At 57.9% G+C, this 18,466-nt stretch carries 16 protein-coding genes; 4 read left to right on the forward strand and 12 right to left on the reverse strand.

Features of this window, described 5'->3' with window-relative positions; translation table 11 throughout:
- Positions 1-6: 6 nt before the first annotated feature.
- Genes GNG27_RS15560 through GNG27_RS15570 form a run of 3 tightly spaced genes read right to left on the reverse strand, consistent with a single transcriptional unit; the run spans position 7 to position 3,793 of the window.
- A complete protein-coding gene (locus GNG27_RS15560) occupies positions 7-2,208 on the reverse strand; it encodes a polysaccharide biosynthesis tyrosine autokinase (protein ID WP_156264228.1) in 2,202 nt (733 codons plus the stop codon).
- A complete protein-coding gene (locus tag GNG27_RS15565) occupies positions 2,190-2,654 on the reverse strand; it encodes a protein tyrosine phosphatase (protein WP_285111184.1) in 465 nt (154 codons plus the stop codon). Before GNG27_RS15565 ends, GNG27_RS15560 begins: the two co-directional genes overlap by 19 nt.
- Positions 2,654-3,793 (reverse strand): polysaccharide export protein, encoded by a 1,140-nt coding sequence (locus GNG27_RS15570; protein ID WP_156264230.1) that lies wholly within the window; start codon positions 3,791-3,793, stop codon positions 2,654-2,656. The genes GNG27_RS15565 and GNG27_RS15570 overlap by 1 nt, the downstream gene beginning before the upstream one ends.
- 501 nt (positions 3,794-4,294) lie before the next feature.
- Here GNG27_RS15570 and GNG27_RS15575 point away from each other — a divergent pair.
- The gene (locus tag GNG27_RS15575) at positions 4,295-4,627 is read left to right on the forward strand and encodes an RcnB family protein (RefSeq protein ID WP_142486441.1); all 333 of its coding nucleotides are present in this window, start codon (positions 4,295-4,297) and stop codon (positions 4,625-4,627) included.
- Positions 4,628-4,711: 84 nt separating this feature from the next.
- Here GNG27_RS15575 and apbC read toward each other — a convergent pair whose 3' ends face one another.
- On the reverse strand, positions 4,712-5,821 hold the full coding sequence (gene apbC / locus GNG27_RS15580; RefSeq protein WP_156264231.1) for an iron-sulfur cluster carrier protein ApbC: 1,110 nt from the start codon (positions 5,819-5,821) through the stop codon (positions 4,712-4,714).
- Between the two features lie 165 nt (positions 5,822-5,986).
- Between apbC and metG the strand changes: the two genes are divergently transcribed.
- Positions 5,987-8,020: a methionine--tRNA ligase gene (metG, locus tag GNG27_RS15585; protein WP_142486444.1), complete on the forward strand. Its 2,034-nt coding sequence runs from the start codon at positions 5,987-5,989 to the stop codon at positions 8,018-8,020.
- Between the two features lie 120 nt (positions 8,021-8,140).
- Here metG and GNG27_RS15590 read toward each other — a convergent pair whose 3' ends face one another.
- Genes GNG27_RS15590 through GNG27_RS15600 form a run of 3 tightly spaced genes read right to left on the reverse strand, consistent with a single transcriptional unit; the run spans position 8,141 to position 11,060 of the window.
- The gene (locus tag GNG27_RS15590) at positions 8,141-8,611 is read right to left on the reverse strand and encodes a DUF1456 family protein (protein ID WP_106995314.1); all 471 of its coding nucleotides are present in this window, start codon (positions 8,609-8,611) and stop codon (positions 8,141-8,143) included.
- 47 nt (positions 8,612-8,658) lie between these two features.
- Entirely contained in the window at positions 8,659-9,378 is a 720-nt protein-coding gene (gene btsR, locus GNG27_RS15595; protein ID WP_106995315.1) for a two-component system response regulator BtsR, read from the reverse strand.
- The gene (locus tag GNG27_RS15600) at positions 9,375-11,060 is read right to left on the reverse strand and encodes a sensor histidine kinase (RefSeq protein WP_142486448.1); all 1,686 of its coding nucleotides are present in this window, start codon (positions 11,058-11,060) and stop codon (positions 9,375-9,377) included. Before GNG27_RS15600 ends, btsR begins: the two co-directional genes overlap by 4 nt.
- 224 nt (positions 11,061-11,284) lie before the next feature.
- Between GNG27_RS15600 and mlrA the strand changes: the two genes are divergently transcribed.
- Positions 11,285-12,019 (forward strand): HTH-type transcriptional regulator MlrA, encoded by a 735-nt coding sequence (mlrA, locus tag GNG27_RS15605; RefSeq protein WP_156264232.1) that lies wholly within the window; start codon positions 11,285-11,287, stop codon positions 12,017-12,019.
- Between the two features lie 59 nt (positions 12,020-12,078).
- A complete protein-coding gene (locus GNG27_RS15610; RefSeq protein ID WP_072036698.1) occupies positions 12,079-12,192 on the forward strand; it encodes a protein YohO in 114 nt (37 codons plus the stop codon).
- Here GNG27_RS15610 and GNG27_RS15615 read toward each other — a convergent pair.
- The 5 genes from GNG27_RS15615 to bglX form a co-directional block, all read right to left on the reverse strand.
- Positions 12,167-12,904, reverse strand: a complete 738-nt coding sequence (locus tag GNG27_RS15615) for an ABC transporter permease (RefSeq protein ID WP_156264233.1) — start codon at positions 12,902-12,904, stop codon at positions 12,167-12,169. The two genes, GNG27_RS15610 and GNG27_RS15615, sit on opposite strands and share 26 nt — an antisense overlap.
- A complete protein-coding gene (locus tag GNG27_RS15620; RefSeq protein ID WP_156264234.1) occupies positions 12,901-13,836 on the reverse strand; it encodes an ABC transporter ATP-binding protein in 936 nt (311 codons plus the stop codon). Before GNG27_RS15620 ends, GNG27_RS15615 begins: the two co-directional genes overlap by 4 nt.
- Positions 13,829-14,986, reverse strand: coding sequence for an ABC transporter permease (locus GNG27_RS15625; protein WP_304599202.1), 1,158 nt, complete (start codon positions 14,984-14,986; stop codon positions 13,829-13,831). Before GNG27_RS15625 ends, GNG27_RS15620 begins: the two co-directional genes overlap by 8 nt.
- A 15-nt stretch (positions 14,987-15,001) precedes the next feature.
- Entirely contained in the window at positions 15,002-15,919 is a 918-nt protein-coding gene (locus GNG27_RS15630; protein WP_142486455.1) for an ABC transporter substrate-binding protein, read from the reverse strand.
- A gap of 188 nt (positions 15,920-16,107) precedes the next feature.
- Positions 16,108-18,405 carry a beta-glucosidase BglX gene (gene bglX / locus GNG27_RS15635; RefSeq protein ID WP_156264235.1) on the reverse strand — a complete coding sequence of 766 codons (2,298 nt, stop codon included), beginning with the start codon at positions 18,403-18,405 and terminating at the stop codon, positions 16,108-16,110.
- Positions 18,406-18,466: the final 61 nt, after the last annotated feature.

Raw genomic sequence — 18,466 nt, forward strand, 5'->3', positions numbered from 1 at the left:
CCCTCGTTATCCCGCTTTTTTCTTCGCGTTTTCGCTCTGCGCAGCGGAATAGCCATACGCATCGTAACCAAAAGCATAATAGCTGGCCGCCGACTTCACGACGTCGTTCAGGATTGCCCCTTTAATGTTGACCCCCATCTGCTGCAAGCGCCCCTGGCTGACGGCCATCTCCCGGACGCTGGTAACGTTGAACCGTGCCACCAGCAGCGTGGAAGCCGCAATCCGGCCCACCAGCGCGGCATCCGTGACCGCCAGAATAGGCGGGGTATCAACAATCACCATGTCGTACTGCTCGCTGGCCCAGGTCATAAACGCCCGAAAACGGTCATGCATCAGCAGCTCAGATGGGTTAGGTGGATATTGCCCGCAGGTCACTACATCAAACTGGCCGCTGGCGTAAGTCTGAACCGCCTCAGTGAAGGACGCTTTCCCTGACAGGACGTCCGACAGACCGGCGTCGTTACGCAGACCAAAAATATTGTGCACGTAGCCTTTACGCATATCGGCATCGATAAACAGCACTCGCCGATCGACCTGGGTCACCAGCGCCGCGAGCGAGGTGCTGACCAGCGTTTTGCCACAGTCCTGTGAAGGGCCACTGAACATCAGAATGTTATTTTCGGCATCCATCATGGCGAAATGCAGGCTGGTACGTAACCCGCGCACCGCTTCGACAAAATTATCCAGCGGCCTGTCTATCGGTAAAAAGGGCACGTCGCGGGTTTTGTGTCGTTTGCAATAGTGGAAGAAATAGCGGTTCCCCACCCGGGTTTTAGCGTGCAGCCATTTCGAATGGGGCAAAGTGGCATAGACGCTAATCCCTTCTTTTTCCAGCTGTTCCGGAGCGTTGATGCCGTGCCGCAATGCCGATCTTGCCAGCACTCCGCCTGCCGAGACGCAGAAGCCAAACAGGGTCGTGATAATCACGATCAGCGCCTTGCGTGGTTTGATCGGCGCAGGCTGCGTCACCGCCGAATCGATAATGCGCACGTTGCCGATCGCGCTGGAGCGGGAGATGTTGAGCTCCTGCTGCCGGGTAAGAAGCTGAAGGTAAACCGCCCGGCCAGAATCGACGTCACGGCTGAGACGCAGGATCTCCTGCTGTGTGGACGGCATCGTCCCTATCCGTTTATTCAGCCGCTCCCGCTCACTCTCTAACGTCTGGCGTTTTTCACGCAGCGCCCGATAGGTCGGGTGGTCTTTTTTAAAGTGCTGCGACACTTCTGCTTCGCGGAAGGTCAGCTCGTTCAGCTGGTTGTCGACATTGACGATCTGCTCCAGCACGGCTTTGGCCTCCAGCGATAAATCCACCGAATCGCGCTGTTTGCGATAGCTGTTCAGCCGTTCCTCTGCCTGCTCCAGTTCACCGCGCACCTGCGGCATCTGACGCTGGAGAAAGTCCAGGCTTTGTGAGTCCTGTGCAGCCTGTCGGGCAATGTTCTGATGCAGATAGCTCTCAGCAATGTGGTTCAGCGTGCTGGCGATCCGGATGGGATCGGTACCCGTCAGGCTCAACGTCAGCATGCCACTCTCTTTACCCTGCGCCGTGACGCTAAACTGACGGCTCAGGGCATTGATGGCCTCAAGCTGCGTGCGCTGTTGCACCCGGAAACGTGTTCCCGGGGGAGCCGACATTTCACTGACCCGTATCGTCACCCCGGCACGTTGTACCAACGTACCGACCGTCCCCTGGAGGCTCAACCCTGCTCCTTCCAGCAGATATTTTCCGTTGTCTTCGGCGGTGATCGTAAGCGACATCGCTTTGCCCTGCCCGGGAGGCAGCGTCAACCTGTCCAGCCTCAGGATAGCGGGTTGCTGGCCGGTCAGCCTGGCCCAGCCCTCCCCAATCAGGGGAAAACGGATCGGGGTTACCTCATCCCGCAAGCGCAACGCCTCCACGGTTTCACCGAGGTTCATGCGGGATTTCAGTAGCGGAATTTCGGCGGACGAATCGGATGATAAGGTGGGCGAAAGTTGGTTTAACGATTTAAGCAGGCTGTTCTGCTGCTTATCTTCAATTTGCACCATCGCATCAGCGATATATAACGGTGAGGCAAATAACGCATACAACACCCCACATAACGTAAAAAGTAGCGTACAGCTAAAAATACATACGCGATGATCGATTAACTCTCCCAGAAGACGCGCCAGATCCAGCTCATGATTATCCACTGAATAACCCTGTGCATTTACGCTTTTCGACGACATGTACATAATCCCTTAACTGTAAGTCGGTTGGCCCATTCCTGACTCGCTTCGCCAAGCAGGCGAAAAACATATTCAAACGCTTCCATGCTTTTACCGTACGGATCGGGAATGTCCTGCTCCCTTAGCCATTGCCCAAACAGTAAGGCTTTGCCGCGCACCTCCGGTGCAATGAGCGAGATCCGATTAATCTGTGCTGACTCCATGGCAAGGATGAGATCGTATTCCCGCATCATTGCCGCCGTCAGCGGGCGTGCAACGTGATCCGCCAGCGATACGCCATACATGGCTGCAATTTTCTGCGCATGGGCATCTGCCGGGCGTCCGGCGAGGCCGCAGATGCCCGCCGAGGCGATGGTAAAGGTGGGTAGCTTCTGCTGTAAAAGCCGCTCACCAATGGGTGAGCGGCAAATATTTCCTGTGCAAACGACCAGAATGGATTGAATCATTATTCGGGCCACGACTTAATAAAGCGCACGGTTTCCGTCAGATCGTGCACGCCGCTGATGGTCGGAACCAGCTGTGCCACCACCCGATTCCAGCGCGAGACTGGCGCCGTGGTCACGTAAACAATATCGTAGGGCTGGAGCTGAAATTCCGTGCCGAGCACCATGGCAGACGCGTCGCGGGCGTTCAGCTGCCAGATACGCGCAATTTTGCCGTCACGGCTTTTACCGGAGGTGGAGCGGATCACGAAGATGCCGGATGCATCAGCCATGTCCTGATTCAGACCGCCGGCGCTGGCTAACGCTTCTGCCAGCGTCATGCCGCTGCGATCCATCTTGAGGGTACTCTGTTTTACCACCTCGCCCATAACAAAGACTTTCAGGGCGTCGTTGCGCGGGATAAACAGAATGTCGCCCGGCCAGAGCAGCCTGTTTTGTGTCAGATCGCCGTGCTGCATCAGGGCATACAGCGAAATCCGCGTATCTTTGCCATCATGGGTCAGCACCACGTTGCGCCAGTCTGCATCTGGCGAAAGACCACCCGCCGCGTTAATGGCATCCATAATGGTCAGCGGAATATTGGTAATCGGCTGTTGTCCCGATTTCACCACTTCGCCGGTTACATACGCTTTTTGCGACCGGAACGCCGCAATAGTGACATCGACCTGCGGGCTTTCAATCACCCTGTCCAGCCGGGCGGTGATCTCTTTGCGCACCTGGGCCAGAGTTTTACCTGCAACATGGAGTTTACCGACATAGGGATAGAAGAGCGTACCGTCCGCGCCCACCCAGTTACCGGTGTCGCTGGCGCTGCGGTACTGACCTGCTGGGGTGGTCAGTTCCGGGTGATCCCAGACGGTGATCATCAGCACGTCCCCGGGGCCAATCCGGTATTCCCAGCGCTTTAATTCTTCATCCAGATTCGGATTTGCCTGAGATTTCTCGCGTTCGCCCCGCAGCTGTTCAATGACGGACGGCGTTAACGGCCAGACATCCACTTTTTTATCCAAATCAAGCGGATTGTCGGCAACAGCAACGTTATTTTTTCCAGAAGTATTTATATGTTGGCCGGGCGTAATCGTGCAACCTGCCAATAACAGGGCGACAAAAAACCCCGCTCCGGTGCGGAATGATATGGTCATTAATAAATAATACTCTATGAATTTTGTTAATAGCCCATTAATTTCTGGATAAATTCCAATAATAACCACAGGTACTCAATATTAAAAATACAGAGCAACATCAGAAAGTTAAAATAAAAATAACCTGACAGAAGAAACGCACCAGCCGGGCTGAAAATTGTCTGGTCACTTCTTTAAATTGGAGAAAAACAAAAATAGCATCAATAAATTAAGCCGTATCATAATCATTCCCGAAAAGAAATAACATAGTCCGGATACGACTATATTAGCAGTGGAGGTTTGTTTCGGATTTTATAAAAGAAACCATCGATAATATAACTTTTAAATAATATTATATTCATGGTAAAAATAATTAAATCCGCCCTAACAGGTGAAGGGATGTGTTGATTTGTTACATTTTTTACGCACCCAGCCAGCCGGCAAAACATAAAATAGTGTATCTGTTGCTCGGTCACGAAACAGCAGACCAAGAGTGATGGCCATGGTTAATCTGGAGAAAAAATGACGAAAGGTAAAATTCTACTTCTGGGCGTACTGATGTCACTGGCGAGCGCGGCCTTTGCTGCACCACAAGCCGCAGCGGCACCCTCTGGCATCCAGGCCTATGAGGAACAGGAGTTTGTAGCCGATTTTACGAAATTCAAGATTGGTGATTTCGCACCGGCGCAGTATCTGACACCTGAGTACACCATCAAGCAATTTAAACTGCGCAACCTGCCTGAACCGCAGGCTGGCACGCACTGGACCTATATGGGTGAGAACTACGTGCTGGTCGGCGACACCGACGGCAAGATCTACAAAGCGTATAACGGCGATATCTTCTACCACCGTTAATCGCTTATTGTGCCGGGTAGCGTTGCGCTTACCCGGCCTACCCTACCTTCAGGCCCGCGCAAGCGAAGCGCCGCCGGGCACGTGTTACACCGCGCGGAACGCGATGTCGGCCGGGATCACTTCCCCCTGCCAGTAAAGCTGTGCCGCGACGCGATCCGCCAGCTGGCGGTACATCTCAGCAAACTCACTTTCAGGACGGTTAACCACGGTCGGCTTACCGCTGTCGAGATCTTCACGCAGCGTAATGTGCAGAGGCATCTGGCCCAGCAGCTGGGTGTGATATTGCGCCGCCAGCTTCTCCGCCCCGCCTGCGCCAAAGATCGCCTCGTGATGACCACAGTTGCTGCAGATGTGCATGCTCATGTTTTCGACCACGCCCAGCACCGGCACCTCAACCTTCTCGAACATCACGATGCCTTTTTTGGCGTCGATCAGTGCGATGTCCTGCGGCGTGGTGACCACTACCGCCCCGGTCACCGGGATGTTCTGCGCCAGCGTCAGCTGAATGTCACCGGTACCCGGCGGCATATCCAGCACCAGATAATCGAGATCCGGCCACATGGTCTCCTGCAACATCTGCATCAGCGCTTTGCTGGCCATCGGCCCGCGCCACACCATGGCGTTGTCATCGGTCACCAGATAACCAATCGAGTTGGTTGCCAGACCGTAAGCCATGATCGGCGCCATATGGGTGCCATCCGGCGAGGTCGGACGCTGATTTTCCGCGCCCAGCATGTTCGGGATCGACGGACCGTAGATATCGGCATCCAGAATACCGACCTTCGCCCCTTCGGCGGCCAGTGCCAGCGCCAGGTTCACGGCGGTGGAGGATTTGCCGACTCCACCCTTGCCGGAGCTGATGGCGATAATATTCTTCACGCCGTTAATGCCCGGGTGGTTTTTCACCCGCTTCAGGGTGGCGATGGCGTGGGACAATTTCCAGTCAATCGCCTTCGCCCCGGTGATGCGCAGCAACTCAGCGCTGGTTTCCTCTTTCAGCGTCTCAAACGCGTGGTTCCAGACGAACGGCATCTGCAGTTCGACATGGAGAGTGTCATCCAGCCACGCCACGTGATGTAACGCTTTCAGCGTGGTGAGATTGTGCTTCAGGGTGGGGTGCTGAAAATTAGCCAGCGTCCCGGCGACCATTGCACGCAAGGCTTCCGGTGATTTGGCCTGGGATTGAGAACTCATCCCGACTCCTTTGTAGTTGTTCTGAAAAAGACATGTAACTACAAAGTTTACCCCAGAGACAGCAATTATTCATTTACGGATTAATGCCCTTATCACTTGGCGTAGTTATTACCTTTCGGGTAACATCAAAAACCCTTTTTACAGATAAAAGAAGTAATACCTACTATGACTCAAGTCGCGAAAAAAATTCTGGTGACGTGCGCTCTGCCGTACGCTAACGGCTCAATCCACCTCGGCCACATGCTGGAGCATATCCAGGCTGATGTCTGGGTCCGTTACCAGCGAATGCGCGGCCATCAGGTAAACTTCATCTGTGCAGACGATGCACACGGCACGCCAATCATGCTGAAAGCACAGCAGCTTGGTATCAGCCCGGAGCAGATGATTGCTGATATGAGTCAGGAGCATCAGACGGACTTTGCTGGCTTCGACATCAGCTACGACAACTATCACTCCACGCACAGCGACGAGAACCGCGAGCTGTCGGAGCTGATCTACACCCGTCTGAAAGAGAACGGTTTTATTAAAAACCGCACCATCTCTCAGCTCTACGATCCGGAAAAAGGCATGTTCCTGCCGGACCGTTTTGTGAAAGGCACCTGCCCGAAATGTAAATCTCCGGATCAGTATGGCGATAACTGCGAAGTGTGCGGCGCGACCTACAGCCCGACCGAGCTGATTGAGCCGAAGTCCGTGGTATCCGGCGCAACCCCTGTGATGCGTGACTCCGAGCACTTCTTCTTCGACCTGCCGTCGTTCAGCGAAATGCTGCAGGCGTGGACCCGCAGCGGTGCGCTGCAGGAGCAGGTGGCGAACAAGATGCAGGAGTGGTTTGAGTCCGGTCTGCAGCAGTGGGATATCTCCCGCGATGCGCCGTACTTCGGCTTTGAAATTCCGAACGCGCCGGGCAAATACTTCTACGTCTGGCTGGATGCGCCTATCGGTTACATGGGCTCCTTCAAGAACCTGTGCGACAAGCGCGGCGACACCACCAGCTTCGACGAATACTGGAAAAAAGATTCCGACGCCGAGCTGTATCACTTCATCGGCAAAGACATTGTCTACTTCCACAGCCTGTTCTGGCCTGCGATGCTGGAAGGCAGCGGCTTCCGCAAGCCAACCAACCTGTTCGTGCACGGCTATGTAACGGTGAACGGCGCGAAGATGTCCAAATCACGCGGCACCTTCATCAAGGCCAGCACCTGGCTGAACCACTTTGACGCCGACAGCCTGCGCTACTACTACGCGGCGAAGCTCTCTTCCCGCATTGACGACATCGACCTGAACCTGGAAGATTTCGTCCAGCGTGTCAACGCCGACATCGTTAACAAAGTGGTGAACCTGGCCTCCCGTAACGCGGGCTTTATCGCCAAACGTTTTGACGGGGTGATGGCGGCTGAACTGGCAGATCCAGCCCTGTACAAAACCTTCACCGACGCGGCTACCGTGATTGGCGAAGCCTGGGAAAGCCGCGAGTTTGGCAAAGCGGTACGTGAGATCATGGCCCTGGCCGATCTGGCTAACCGCTACGTTGACGAGCAGGCCCCGTGGGTTGTGGCGAAACAGGAAGGCCGCGATGCCGACCTGCAGGCAATCTGCTCCATGGGTATCAACCTGTTCCGCGTACTGATGTCTTATCTGAAGCCGGTTCTGCCGCAGCTGGCCGCGCGTACCGAAGCGTTCCTGAATACCGAACTGAGCTGGGACAGCATTAACCAACCGCTGCTCGGCCATAAGCTGAACGCCTTCAAGGCGCTGTACAACCGCATCGAGATGAAGCAGGTTGAAGCTCTGGTTGACGCCTCTAAAGAAGAAGTGAAGGCCGCAGCCGCGCCGGTAACTGGCCCGCTGGCGGACGATCCGATTCAGGAGACCATCAGCTTCGACGATTTCGCTAAAGTCGACCTGCGCGTGGCGCTGATCGAAAACGCTGAGTTTGTGGAAGGCTCTGACAAGCTGCTGCGCCTGACGCTGGATCTGGGCGGCGAGAAGCGCAACGTCTTCTCCGGCATCCGTTCCGCATATCCGGACCCGCAGGTGCTGATCGGTCGTCAGACCGTGATGGTTGCCAACCTGGCCCCGCGTAAAATGCGCTTCGGCATCTCGGAAGGGATGGTGATGGCCGCAGGCCCTGGCGGGAAGGATATCTTCCTGTTAAGCCCTGACGAAGGCGCGAAGCCTGGTCAGCAGGTGAAATAAACGAAAAAGCCGGATTAAAATCCGGCTTTTTTTATGCCTTTTTGCCGGATGGCGGCTTCGCCTTACCCGGCCTACATAACCCGTTGGCCCGTGCAAGCGCAGCGCCGCCGGGCAAAAAAATCACGCTTTCGGGTGATGCACCCGATGGGTCAGCCCGCGCAGGAAGTTACGCAGGAACTGGTCCCCGCACTCGCGGTAATTTTTATGATCCGGCGCGCGCATCATGGCGGTGATTTCCGGCATCGAGACGCGGTATTTCTGCTCGGTCATAATGGCCAGAATATCGTCGGTCTTCAGGGAAAAGGCGATACGCAGCTTTTTCAGCACCGTGTTGTTGTTCACCCGGCGCTCAAGCGCCAGTTCAGGCGCGGACTCATCTTTGCCGCGCTTGTCATAGATAAGACCGTTCAGGAAGCCTGACAGGATAATGTCCGGGCAGCGAACAAAACCGTCCTCATCCTCTTTGGTCATCCAGGTATCGAAACCTGCCGACGTGGATTCCATATCGGAAAGCGCCAGAATGCGCACCATGTCGTTATTGTTTGCTTTCAGGGTGTAGCGCAGGCTACGAAGAATGTCATTGCTAATCATGTGTGCCTTTAACTGTCGATGATGCTATGGCGCGCAGTGTAGCAGTTTTACAGCCCTATCGCCTCCTTCAAACTCTTCAGGTAGCGACGACTGACCGGCACCGTCTGCCCGGCCCGCAGCACCAGCTCGGCCTGACCGTTCTCTTCCAGGCGGATCTCTTTCAGGTGCGCCATGTTCACCAGATACTGGCGATGGCAGCGCAGCAGCGGCGTGCGGCTCTCCAGGGTGCGCAGCGTCAGCTCGGTAAAGCCCTCTTTGCCTTCACCGCTGGTGACAAACACCCCGCTCATCCGGCTGCTGACAAAGGCCACGTCGTCCATCTGCAGCAGATAAATGCGGCTGTGGCCGGTACAGGGGATAAACTTCAGCGGCTGCTGGTGTTCCGCCAGCAGGGACACGTCCTGCACGTTGCGCTCCTGGCGCAGACGATTCAATGTCTTTTCCAGCCGCTGCTCTTCGATGGGTTTCAGCAGATAGTCAAACGCATGCTCTTCAAAGGCTTTGACCGCATATTCGTCAAAGGCGGTGAGAAACACGATGTAGGGGCGATGTTCCGGGTCGAGCATCCCTACCATCTCCAGGCCGCTGATGCGCGGCATCTGAATATCCAGAAACAGCACGTCGGGGCGCAGCTTGTGCACCGCCCCGATGGCTTCGATGGCGTTGGCGCACTCCCCCACAATCTCGATATCGCTCTGCTCCTGCAGCAAAAACCGCAGGTTTTCCCGCGCCAAAGGCTCATCATCGACAATCAGCACGTTCATCATGCGGGTTCCTCCAGAGGCAGTCTTAAGGTTATGCGGGTAAAGCTGTCGGGCTCGCAGGCCACGGTGATGCCGCAGTCCTCACCGAAATGGGCGCGCAGCCGTTTATCCACCAGCCCCATCCCCAGGCCGCCGCCCTCTTTTGCCGAAGTATAAAGCCCGGCGTTGTCTTCAATATCCAGCACCAGATAGCGGTTGAAGCGGCTGGCGGTAATGGCAATTTCTCCGGTGCCCAGCAGCTGCGAGGTGCCGTGCTTGATCGCATTCTCTACGATCGGCTGCAGGGTAAAGGCCGGTAGCTGCTGCCAGGCCAGTTCGTCCGGTACCGAGAGCGTGACATGCAGGCGAGACTGGAACCGGGCCTGTTCAATTTGCAGATAGGCGTTCACATGCTCGATCTCATCGGCAAGGGTGACGATTTCCGACGGCCGTTTCAGGTTCTTGCGGAAAAAGGTCGAGAGAAACTGCACCAGTTGCGTCGCCTGCTCGCTGTCACGGCGGATCACCGCCTTCAGGGTGTTCAGCGCGTTAAACAGAAAATGCGGGTTGACCTGGGCGTGCAGGAGCTTGATCTCCGACTGGGTCAGCAGCGCCTTCTGCCGCTCGTACTGCCCGGCAAGGATCTGCGCTGAGAGCAGCTGGGCGATCCCCTCCCCCAGGGTACGGTTGATGGAGCTGAACAGGCGGTTTTTCGCTTCGTACAGTTTGATGGTGCCCATCACCCGCTGATTTTCACCGCGCAGCGGGATCACCAGCGTCGAACCCAGCTTACACTGCGGGTGCAGCGAGCAGCGGTACGGCACTTCGTTACCGTCGGCGTAGACGACCTCGCCAGTCTCAATGGCGCGAAGCGTATAGGTGGACGAAATGGGCCTGCCGGGAAGATGGTGATCGTCCCCGGTGCCGGTAAAGGCCAGCAGTTTTTCGCGATCGGTAATAGCGACGGCGCTGATATCCAGCTCCTGATGCAGCACCTGGGCCACCTTCATGCTGTTCTCTTCATTGAAGCCCTGGCGCAGGATCCCCTCCGTCGAGGCTGCGACCTTCAGCGCGGTGGCGGAAAAGGCGGAGGTGTACTTTTCAAACATGGCCCGCTTGTCGAGCAGAATGCGCATGAACAGCGCGGCACCCACGGTGTTGGTGACCATCATCGGCGCGGCAATGCTGCTGACCAGATGCAGGGCATCCTCGAACGGACGGGCGATCAGCAAAATGATCAGCATCTGCACCAGCTCGGCAACCAGGGTGACCATCCCCGCGGTGAGCGGGCTAAAGACTTTATCCGGGCGACCGCGCCGGACCATCACGCTGTGGATCAGACCGCCGAGCAGCCCTTCGACGATGGTCGAGATCATACAGCTCAGGGCCGTCATTCCACCCATCGAGTAGCGGTGCAGCCCCCCGGTCAGCCCCACCAACCCGCCGACCACCGGGCCGCCGAGCAGGCCGCCCATCACCGCGCCAATCGCACGGGTGTTGGCGATGGAGTCTTCAATATGCAGGCCCAGATAGGTGCCGAGAATGCAGAAGATGGAGAAGGTGACGTAGCAGAGCAGCTTGTGCGGCAGGCGAACGGTGACCTGCATCAGGGGGATGAACAGGCGTGTTTTACTCATCAGCCACGCGATGACCAGAAACACACACATCTGCTGAAGCAGCAGCAACACCAGATTAAATTCGTACATGCCCACAAACCACAACTCACAACTGTAAAACCGCGTAACATACACCGAAGCGCGTTAACTTTCCTGGCAGCATAAGGATAAAAATGTGTTTTCGTGCCAGGCATCACACCTTTCGCCCAATGTAATCTGAAATTCACATTCACAGGGCAAAAAAAGAGGGATCCTTCCTGGTTCGGCATTCTGCGTCTACAGTTAATCTGGGTATGTGCAAGCCGGGGGATAACATGGCGCTCTACACGATTGGGGAAGTGGCACTCCTGTGTGATATCAATCCTGTAACGTTACGCGCATGGCAACGACGTTACGGATTACTCAAACCACAGCGAACCGACGGCGGACACCGGCTGTTTACCGATGCGGATATCGACCGCATCCGTGAGATCAAGGGCTGGATCGATAACGGCGTTCAGGTCGGTAAGGTTAAAACGCTACTGAGCCCGGAGGGTCAGGAGGAGCAGGACATCTGGCGCGAACAGCAGGAGGTGCTGCTGCGTTACCTGCAGTCCGGTCATCTGCATCGCCTGCGCGTCTGGCTCAAGGAGCGCGGGAGCGAATACCCTGCGCAAACGTTAATTTCGCACCTGTTTATTCCGTTACGCCGACGTTTACAGTCGCAGCAGCCTACCCTGCAGGCGCTGCTGAGTGCACTCGATGGGGTGCTGATCAACTACATCTGCATCTGTCTGGCCACCGCGCGAAAGAAGAACAGCAAGGATGCGCTGGTTGTTGGCTGGAACGTGCAGGATACTACCCGCCTTTGGCTGGAGGCGTGGATTGCCGCGCAGGATGGCTGGCGCGTCGACGTGCTGGCGCACTCGCTGGTGCAGCTGCGCCCGGAGCTGTTTGATGGACAGACGCTGCTGGTCTGGTGCGGCGAGTCACCGACGGCGGCGCAGGAGCAGCAGCTTACCCAGTGGCAGGCGCATGGCTATCCCGTGTTCCCGTTAAAAGGCAATTAATGGTTCATTAACAGCCGTGCTTCACCGTATAATCGCTCTGTTAACATCAGGAGCACATTATGAAGGCAACCAAAGTCGCGGTTATCACCCTGTTCTTTCTCATGGCCGTTAGCGGTATTGGGGGCGTGATGCTGGCCGGATATTCGTTTATTGTCCGTGGCGGTGTCGGCTGAGGCTCCGCGCCAGCCGCTCAAACGCGCGATCCACCACAATCGCCGCCAGCGCCACCAGCAGCGCACCCTGGATAATATAGGCCGTATTAAAACCGCTTAAGCCGATGATGATCGGCGTCCCCAGCGTGTTGGCGCCTACCGTCGAGGCAATGGCCGCCGTCCCGATATTAATGATTACCGAGGTGCGGATCCCGGCCAGCATGACCGGCGCGGCAAGCGGCAGCTCAACGTTACGCAGCCGCTGCCAGCCGCTCATCCCCATCCCCTCTGCCACGCTGATGGCCGCTGCGGGCACTGACGCCAGCCCCGCCAGCGTCGCCTGCAAAATCGGCAACACTCCGTAGAGGATCAGCGCGATAATCGCGGGCTGTTGTCCAAACCCCATCACCGGCACCGCAATCGCCAGCACCGCCACCGGCGGAAAGGTCTGCCCGACCGCGGCGATTGTCTCCACCAGCGGGCGAAACTCGCGGCCAGCCGGACGCGTGACGGCAATCCCGGCCCCGGCACCCAGCACGATCGCTATCAGGCTCGATATTCCCACCAGCCAGAAATGGGACAGAGTCAGGCTAACGAAACTCTCCTGCTGATAGACCGGGCGCGGCAGTTCGGGAAACAGCGCGCTGAACAGCGGCGCGCTGTAGGGCATCACCAGCAGCAGCGCCACGAACAACAATACCAGCCACAGGAGCGGATCGCGTAATCGCCTCATGACGCCTCCCGGGCCAGCAGATCGCGAAACCAGAGCGTGCCGCAGGGCCTGCCCTGGTCGTCCACCACCGGCAGGCTTTCACAGCCGCTGCTGACAAAGGCCGAGAGCGCATCCCGCAGGCTCATGGACGCCCGCAACGGGGTTTCCTCGCCCGGTGCGATTTCCCGGCGCATCGATTCACCCACCGTGCGCAGCGACAGCAGGCGCACGCCCAGCTCGCTGCGGCCAAAAAACTCGCGCACGAACCCATTTGCGGGCTGGGTCAGCAGGGTCAGCGGTGTTCCCTGCTGCACCACCCTGCCGTGATCCATCAGCACCAACTGGTCCGCCAGCCGCAGGGCCTCGTCGATATCGTGGGTGACCAGAATAATGGTACGGCCCAGGATGCGGTGGATGCGGGTCATCTCCAGCTGCAACGCGCTGCGGGTCACCGGATCGAGGGCGCCAAAGGGTTCATCCATCAGCAGCACCTCCGGGTTAGCGGCCAGGGCGCGAGCCACCCCCACCCGCTGCTGCTGTCCGCCGGAGAGCTGATACGGGTAGCGTTCGCGCAGCGCCGGCTCCAGCCCGAGTAGCGCCATCAGCTCATCCACCCGATCGTTGATTTTTTGCCGGGACCATTTTTGCAGCTGCGGCACGGTGGCGATATTGCGCGCCACCGTCCAGTGCGGAAACAGTCCTATGGACTGAATGGCATAGCCCATCCGCCGACGCAGTTCCAGCACCGGCAGGCTGCGGATCTCCTGCCCGGCAAAGCGGATCAGGCCGCTGTCGTGCTCTACCAGCCGGTTGATCATCTTCAGGGTGGTCGATTTGCCCGACCCCGAGGTGCCTATCAGCACCGAAAAAGCCCCCTCGGCAAAGGTCAGGTTCAGATCGCTGACCGCGGGCTCCCCGGCAAAGGTTTTGTTTACATCATGAAATTCAATCATCGGTTCTCCTTCGCAGCAGGGCGATCCACAGGGCAAAGAGCGCATCCACTACCACTGCCAGCACGATGGTCGGGATCACGCCCAGCAGCACCAGATCCAGCGCGCTGCTCAGCAGCCCCTGGAACACCAGCGCGCCAAAGCCCCCGGCACCGATTAATGCCGCAATGACCGCCATCCCTACCGTCTGTACCGCCACCACCCGCAGGCCGCGCAGCAGCACCGGTAGCGCCAGCGGGAGCTGGATCTGCCAGAAGCGCTGCCGGGTATTCATCCCCATCGCATCGGCGCTCTCCAGCACCTCGGTGGGTACCTGGCTCAGCCCTGCCACTACCCCGCGCGCCAGCGGCAGCAAGGCATAGAGCACCAGCGCGATCAGCGCCGGAGTCATGCCGGTCCCGGCAATCCCCAGCGACGACAGCCATGGCCAGGCGCGGGTCAGCCCGGCGAGCGGGGCAATCAGCAGGCCGAACAGCGCCACGGAAGGCACGGTCTGAATGACGTTCAATACCGCAAACACCGCCCCCTGCGTCGGCGGGCGACGATAACAGAGGATCCCCAGCGGCACGCCGATCAGCAGCGCCGGAACCAGGGTACCTACCAGCAGGGTCAGATGTTGCGCGAGGGCCGCGTTAAAGACATCCTGGCGGTTGGCATACTCTTTCAACAGGGAGAGGCTGTTGAGCTCGCCGCTGAATAACAGCAGCAGCGGCAGGATCCAGATTTGCACCTGTAGCAGCCAGCGCCAGAGCGGCTGCGGGCTGAGACGACGGATGGCATCGCTGCAGGCCAGCAGGCAGAGCGCCAGCCACAACCACAGGCCGCTGCCCACCGCAGTGCGCGCCAGCGGACTTTCGCTGCTGGCGAGGTGGGATGCCGCCAGCCCGGCGCTCCAGACCAGCGCGGCGAACAGCAGTTCGCACGCCACCAGCGTCGCCGCCAGCGCCCAGCGTCCGCGGGCAACGGTTAACCCAATCAACAGGCACAGCGGTAACAGCAGCAGCGCAGGAGAAAACGACCACACCTGCCAGAGGGCGCGCCCCTCCCCGGACACCAGCCGGTTAGGGGCGAAATTGACGAAAGGTAACGCGCCCGCTGCCAGGGCAATCATCGTCAGCAGCAGCAGGACGCGGTTATGGCATCTTATCGGCACAGCGCTATCCCGGGGCTACTTCACCAGCCCCTTTTGCTTCAGGTAATCTGCCGCCACTTTTTTGGCATCCAGCCCCTCCACCGCAATGCTGGCATTCAGCTGTTGCAGGGTTTTCTCATCCAGACTTGCAAATACCGGCTTCAGCCACGCGTCCAGCTCCGGGTAAGCCTTCAGCACCGCTTCGCGCACGACCGGCGTCGGCGCATAGATCGGCTGAACGCCTTTTGGATCGGTGAGGGTTTGCAGACCCAGCGCCGCTACCGGGCCGTCGGTGCCATAGGCCATCGCGGCATTCACGCCCGAGGTTTGCTGGGCTGCTGCTTTGATGGTGACCGCGGTATCGCCGCCGGCCAGCGACAGCAGCTGGCTTTGGTCAAGCTTGAAGTCGTAGGCTTTTTCAAAGGCCGGAAGCGCGTCCGGGCGCTCAATAAACTCCGCCGAGGCGGCCAGTTTGAAATCGCCCTTCTCTTTCAGGTAGCGGCTGAGATCGTCGAGGGAGGTGAGTTTACCTTTCTCCGCCACGTCCTTACGTACCGCGATGGTCCAGGTGTTGTTGGCCGGCGCCGGGGTAAGCCATATCAGCTTGTTCTGCTCGGCGTCGAGCTTTTTGACTTTCTCATATCCGTTCTTTGCATTTTTCCACGCCGGGTCATTTTCATCTTTAAAGAAGAAGGCCCCGTTGCCGGTGTATTCCGGGTAGATATCCAGCTCGCCGGAGGTGATAGCCCCGCGGACCACCGGGGTGGTGCCCAGCTGCACTTTATTAACGGTTTTTACGCCGTGACTCTCCAGCACCTGCAAAATGATGTTGCCGAGCAGCGCGCCTTCCGTATCAATTTTTGACCCGACCTTTACCGGCTCTGCTGCCTGCAAAGGCAGGCTCAACGCCGCCAGCAGCGCCGTTGAGCCAACAATCCCCTTTAAGATAGTCATCCCACTTTCCTCATTATTTTGCCGCCGTTTTCAGTGGCTTGAGAGAAAAGCGTAGTCGATAAGCGGGGTTTTAGCGCGGTGCGAGGCGTATTAGCGTATTGCCGGGTGGAGATGTACCTTTGGGGCTTACAAAAAAAGCGGTAACCCGGAGGTTACCGCTGTGCTTTTACCTTACTGCCGGACGTTATTTACAGCAGCTCGAACTCGCCCTCGTTCACCCGGGCAGAGTCGACGCCGATAAAGACGTTGAACTTGCCTGGCTCGGCAGCGTATTTCATCTGCTGATTCCAGAACTTGAGCGCATCCACGTCAATCGGGAAGCTGACGGTTTTGGTTTCGCCGGGTTTCAGGTGCACCTTCTCGAAGCCACGCAGCTGTTTCACCGGACGGCTCATGGAGGCGGTGACATCCTGGACGTACATCTGGATCACCGTATCCCCTTCGCGTTTGCCGCTGTTGGTCACTTCGACGCTGGCGGTGACGTTACCGTCCGCTTTCATCGTCGGAGCCGACATTTTCACGTCGGAAACGGTGAAGGTGGTGTAGCTCAGGCCATAGCCAAACGGATAGAGCGGGCCATTCGCTTCGTCGAAATAGCGCGAGGTGTACTTGTTCGGTTTATCCGCATTGTACGGACGGCCAGTGTTGAGGTGGCTGTAGTACACCGGGATCTGCCCGACAGAGCGCGGGAAGGACATCGGCAGTTTGCCCGACGGGTTGTAATCGCCAAACAGCACGTCGGCAATGGCGTTACCGCCTTCGGTACCGGCGAACCAGGTCTCCAGAATCGCGTCAGCCTGCTGGTTCTCGTCAACCAGCGCCAGCGGGCGACCGTTCATCAGCACCAGCACCAGTGGTTTGCCGGTGGCTTTCAGTGCGGCAATCAGCGCCTTCTGGCTCTGCGGCAGGGTAATATCGGTGCGGCTGGAGGCCTCATGGGCCATGCCCTGGGCTTCACCCACTACGGCCACTACCACGTCGGACTGCTTCGCGGCGTTAACTGCCTCGTCGATCATCTCCTGCGCCGGGCGCGGATCGACCTTCACCGCCTCTTCATACTGGTTGAGGAAGGTGACGATGTCGTTGTCGCTGGTGACGTTAGCGCCTTTGGCGTAAATCACCTTGCCCTTGTCGCCCAGCGCGTCTTTAATGCCGGTCAACACGGTCACGGACTGATCGGCCACGCCGGCCGCTGACCAGCTGCCCATCACGTCGCGCTTGCTGTCAGCCAGCGGCCCAACCACTGCCACGGTACCGGATTTTGCCAGCGGCAGCGTGTCCAGACGGTTTTTCAACAGCACCAGGCTTTCGCGCGCCACGTCGCGGGCTTCTTTACGATGTAAACGGCTTTCGGCGTTGGTGTCTGCCGGGTCGGACTCTTTTGGCCCCAGGTGGCTGTACGGATCGTTAAACAGCCCCATGTCATACTTCACGTTCAGCACGTGGCGCGTGGCGTCGTCCAGCTCGGCCATAGTGACCTTACCGCTCTTCACCAGACCCGGCAGGTACTTGCTGTAGTACTCGTCGCTCATGCTCATGTTGATGCCGGACTTCAGCGCCACCCGCACCGCGTCTTCCGGGTCAGAGGCCGTGCCGTGCTTGATCAGCTCTTTAATCGCCCCGTGGTCGGAAACGGTGATGCCCTTAAAGCCCCACTGGTCGCGCAGCACGTCTTTCAGCAGCCAGGAATCCGAGGTCGCAGGCGTGCCGTTCAGGGAGTTCAGGGCCACCATCACCGCGCCGCTCCCGGCATCAAGACCGGCTTTGTACGGCGGCATGTAGTCGTTAAACAGGCGCTGCGGGCTCATGTCGACGGTGTTGTACTCCTTCCCGCCCTCCACTGCGCCATAGGCGGCGAAGTGCTTAACGCTGGTCATCACCGAGTAGCGATCGGCCGGGCTTTTGCCCTGCATCGCTTCAACCATGGTTTTACCCAGGGTTGCGGTCAGGTAAGTATCTTCCCCGAAGCCTTCCGAGGCGCGGCCCCAGCGCGGATCGCGGGAGACGTCTACCATTGGCGCCCAGGTCATGTTCAGACCGTCGTCCGCCGCTTCATAGGCTGACACGCGGCCGACGGTTTTCACCGCCTCGAGGTTAAAGGAGGAGGCCAGGCCAAGGCTAATCGGGAAGACGGTACGCTGGCCGTGGACCACGTCATAGGCGAAGAATAACGGGATTTTCAGGTGGCTGAGTTCCATCACCTGATCCTGCATTTTGCGGATGTCCTGACGGGTGACGGTGTTGAAGATCGCCCCCACCTGCCCGTTTTTAATCATCTCGCGAATGGCTTCTTTCGGATTATCCGGCCCGACGCTGATCAGACGCAGCTGGCCGATTTTCTCATCGACCGACATCTTCGTAAGCAGATCGGTGACAAAGGCGTCGCGGGCTTCCGGCGTCAGCGGATGATTGCCAAACAGGTCGTCAGCCAGCGCGGGTTGCAGCGCCAGACTCACAGCTACACCTACAGAACAAAGCCATTTCATCTCGTTTACTCTCTCATCAATAACCGCCGGATAGTCGCGGCCAGACCGTACGAAAAGCGCA

It is taken from the genome of Leclercia sp. 119287 (genome assembly GCF_009734485.1).
Classification (GTDB): domain Bacteria; phylum Pseudomonadota; class Gammaproteobacteria; order Enterobacterales; family Enterobacteriaceae; genus Enterobacter; species Enterobacter adecarboxylatus_C.

Bases quoted from the DNA above. Each gene is read 5' to 3' on its own strand.
- GNG27_RS15620 (WP_156264234.1), bottom strand. From the start codon at position 13,836: ATGATTGAATTTCATGATGTAAACAAAACCTTTGCCGGGGAGCCCGCG.
- btsR (WP_106995315.1), bottom strand. From the start codon at position 9,378: ATGATGAACGTGCTGATTGTCGATGATGAGCCTTTGGCGCGGGAAAAC.
- apbC (WP_156264231.1), bottom strand. From the start codon at position 5,821: ATGAGTTCTCAATCCCAGGCCAAATCACCGGAAGCCTTGCGTGCAATG.
- GNG27_RS15630 (WP_142486455.1), bottom strand. From the start codon at position 15,919: ATGACTATCTTAAAGGGGATTGTTGGCTCAACGGCGCTGCTGGCGGCG.
- GNG27_RS15575 (WP_142486441.1), top strand. From the start codon at position 4,295: ATGACGAAAGGTAAAATTCTACTTCTGGGCGTACTGATGTCACTGGCG.
- bglX (WP_156264235.1), bottom strand. From the start codon at position 18,405: ATGAAATGGCTTTGTTCTGTAGGTGTAGCTGTGAGTCTGGCGCTGCAA.
- metG (WP_142486444.1), top strand. From the start codon at position 5,987: ATGACTCAAGTCGCGAAAAAAATTCTGGTGACGTGCGCTCTGCCGTAC.
- GNG27_RS15615 (WP_156264233.1), bottom strand. From the start codon at position 12,904: ATGAGGCGATTACGCGATCCGCTCCTGTGGCTGGTATTGTTGTTCGTG.
- GNG27_RS15560 (WP_156264228.1), bottom strand. From the start codon at position 2,208: ATGTCGTCGAAAAGCGTAAATGCACAGGGTTATTCAGTGGATAATCAT.
- mlrA (WP_156264232.1), top strand. From the start codon at position 11,285: ATGGCGCTCTACACGATTGGGGAAGTGGCACTCCTGTGTGATATCAAT.
- GNG27_RS15610 (WP_072036698.1), top strand. From the start codon at position 12,079: ATGAAGGCAACCAAAGTCGCGGTTATCACCCTGTTCTTTCTCATGGCC.
- GNG27_RS15600 (WP_142486448.1), bottom strand. From the start codon at position 11,060: ATGTACGAATTTAATCTGGTGTTGCTGCTGCTTCAGCAGATGTGTGTG.
- GNG27_RS15570 (WP_156264230.1), bottom strand. From the start codon at position 3,793: ATGACCATATCATTCCGCACCGGAGCGGGGTTTTTTGTCGCCCTGTTA.
- GNG27_RS15565 (WP_285111184.1), bottom strand. From the start codon at position 2,654: ATGATTCAATCCATTCTGGTCGTTTGCACAGGAAATATTTGCCGCTCA.
- GNG27_RS15590 (WP_106995314.1), bottom strand. From the start codon at position 8,611: ATGATTAGCAATGACATTCTTCGTAGCCTGCGCTACACCCTGAAAGCA.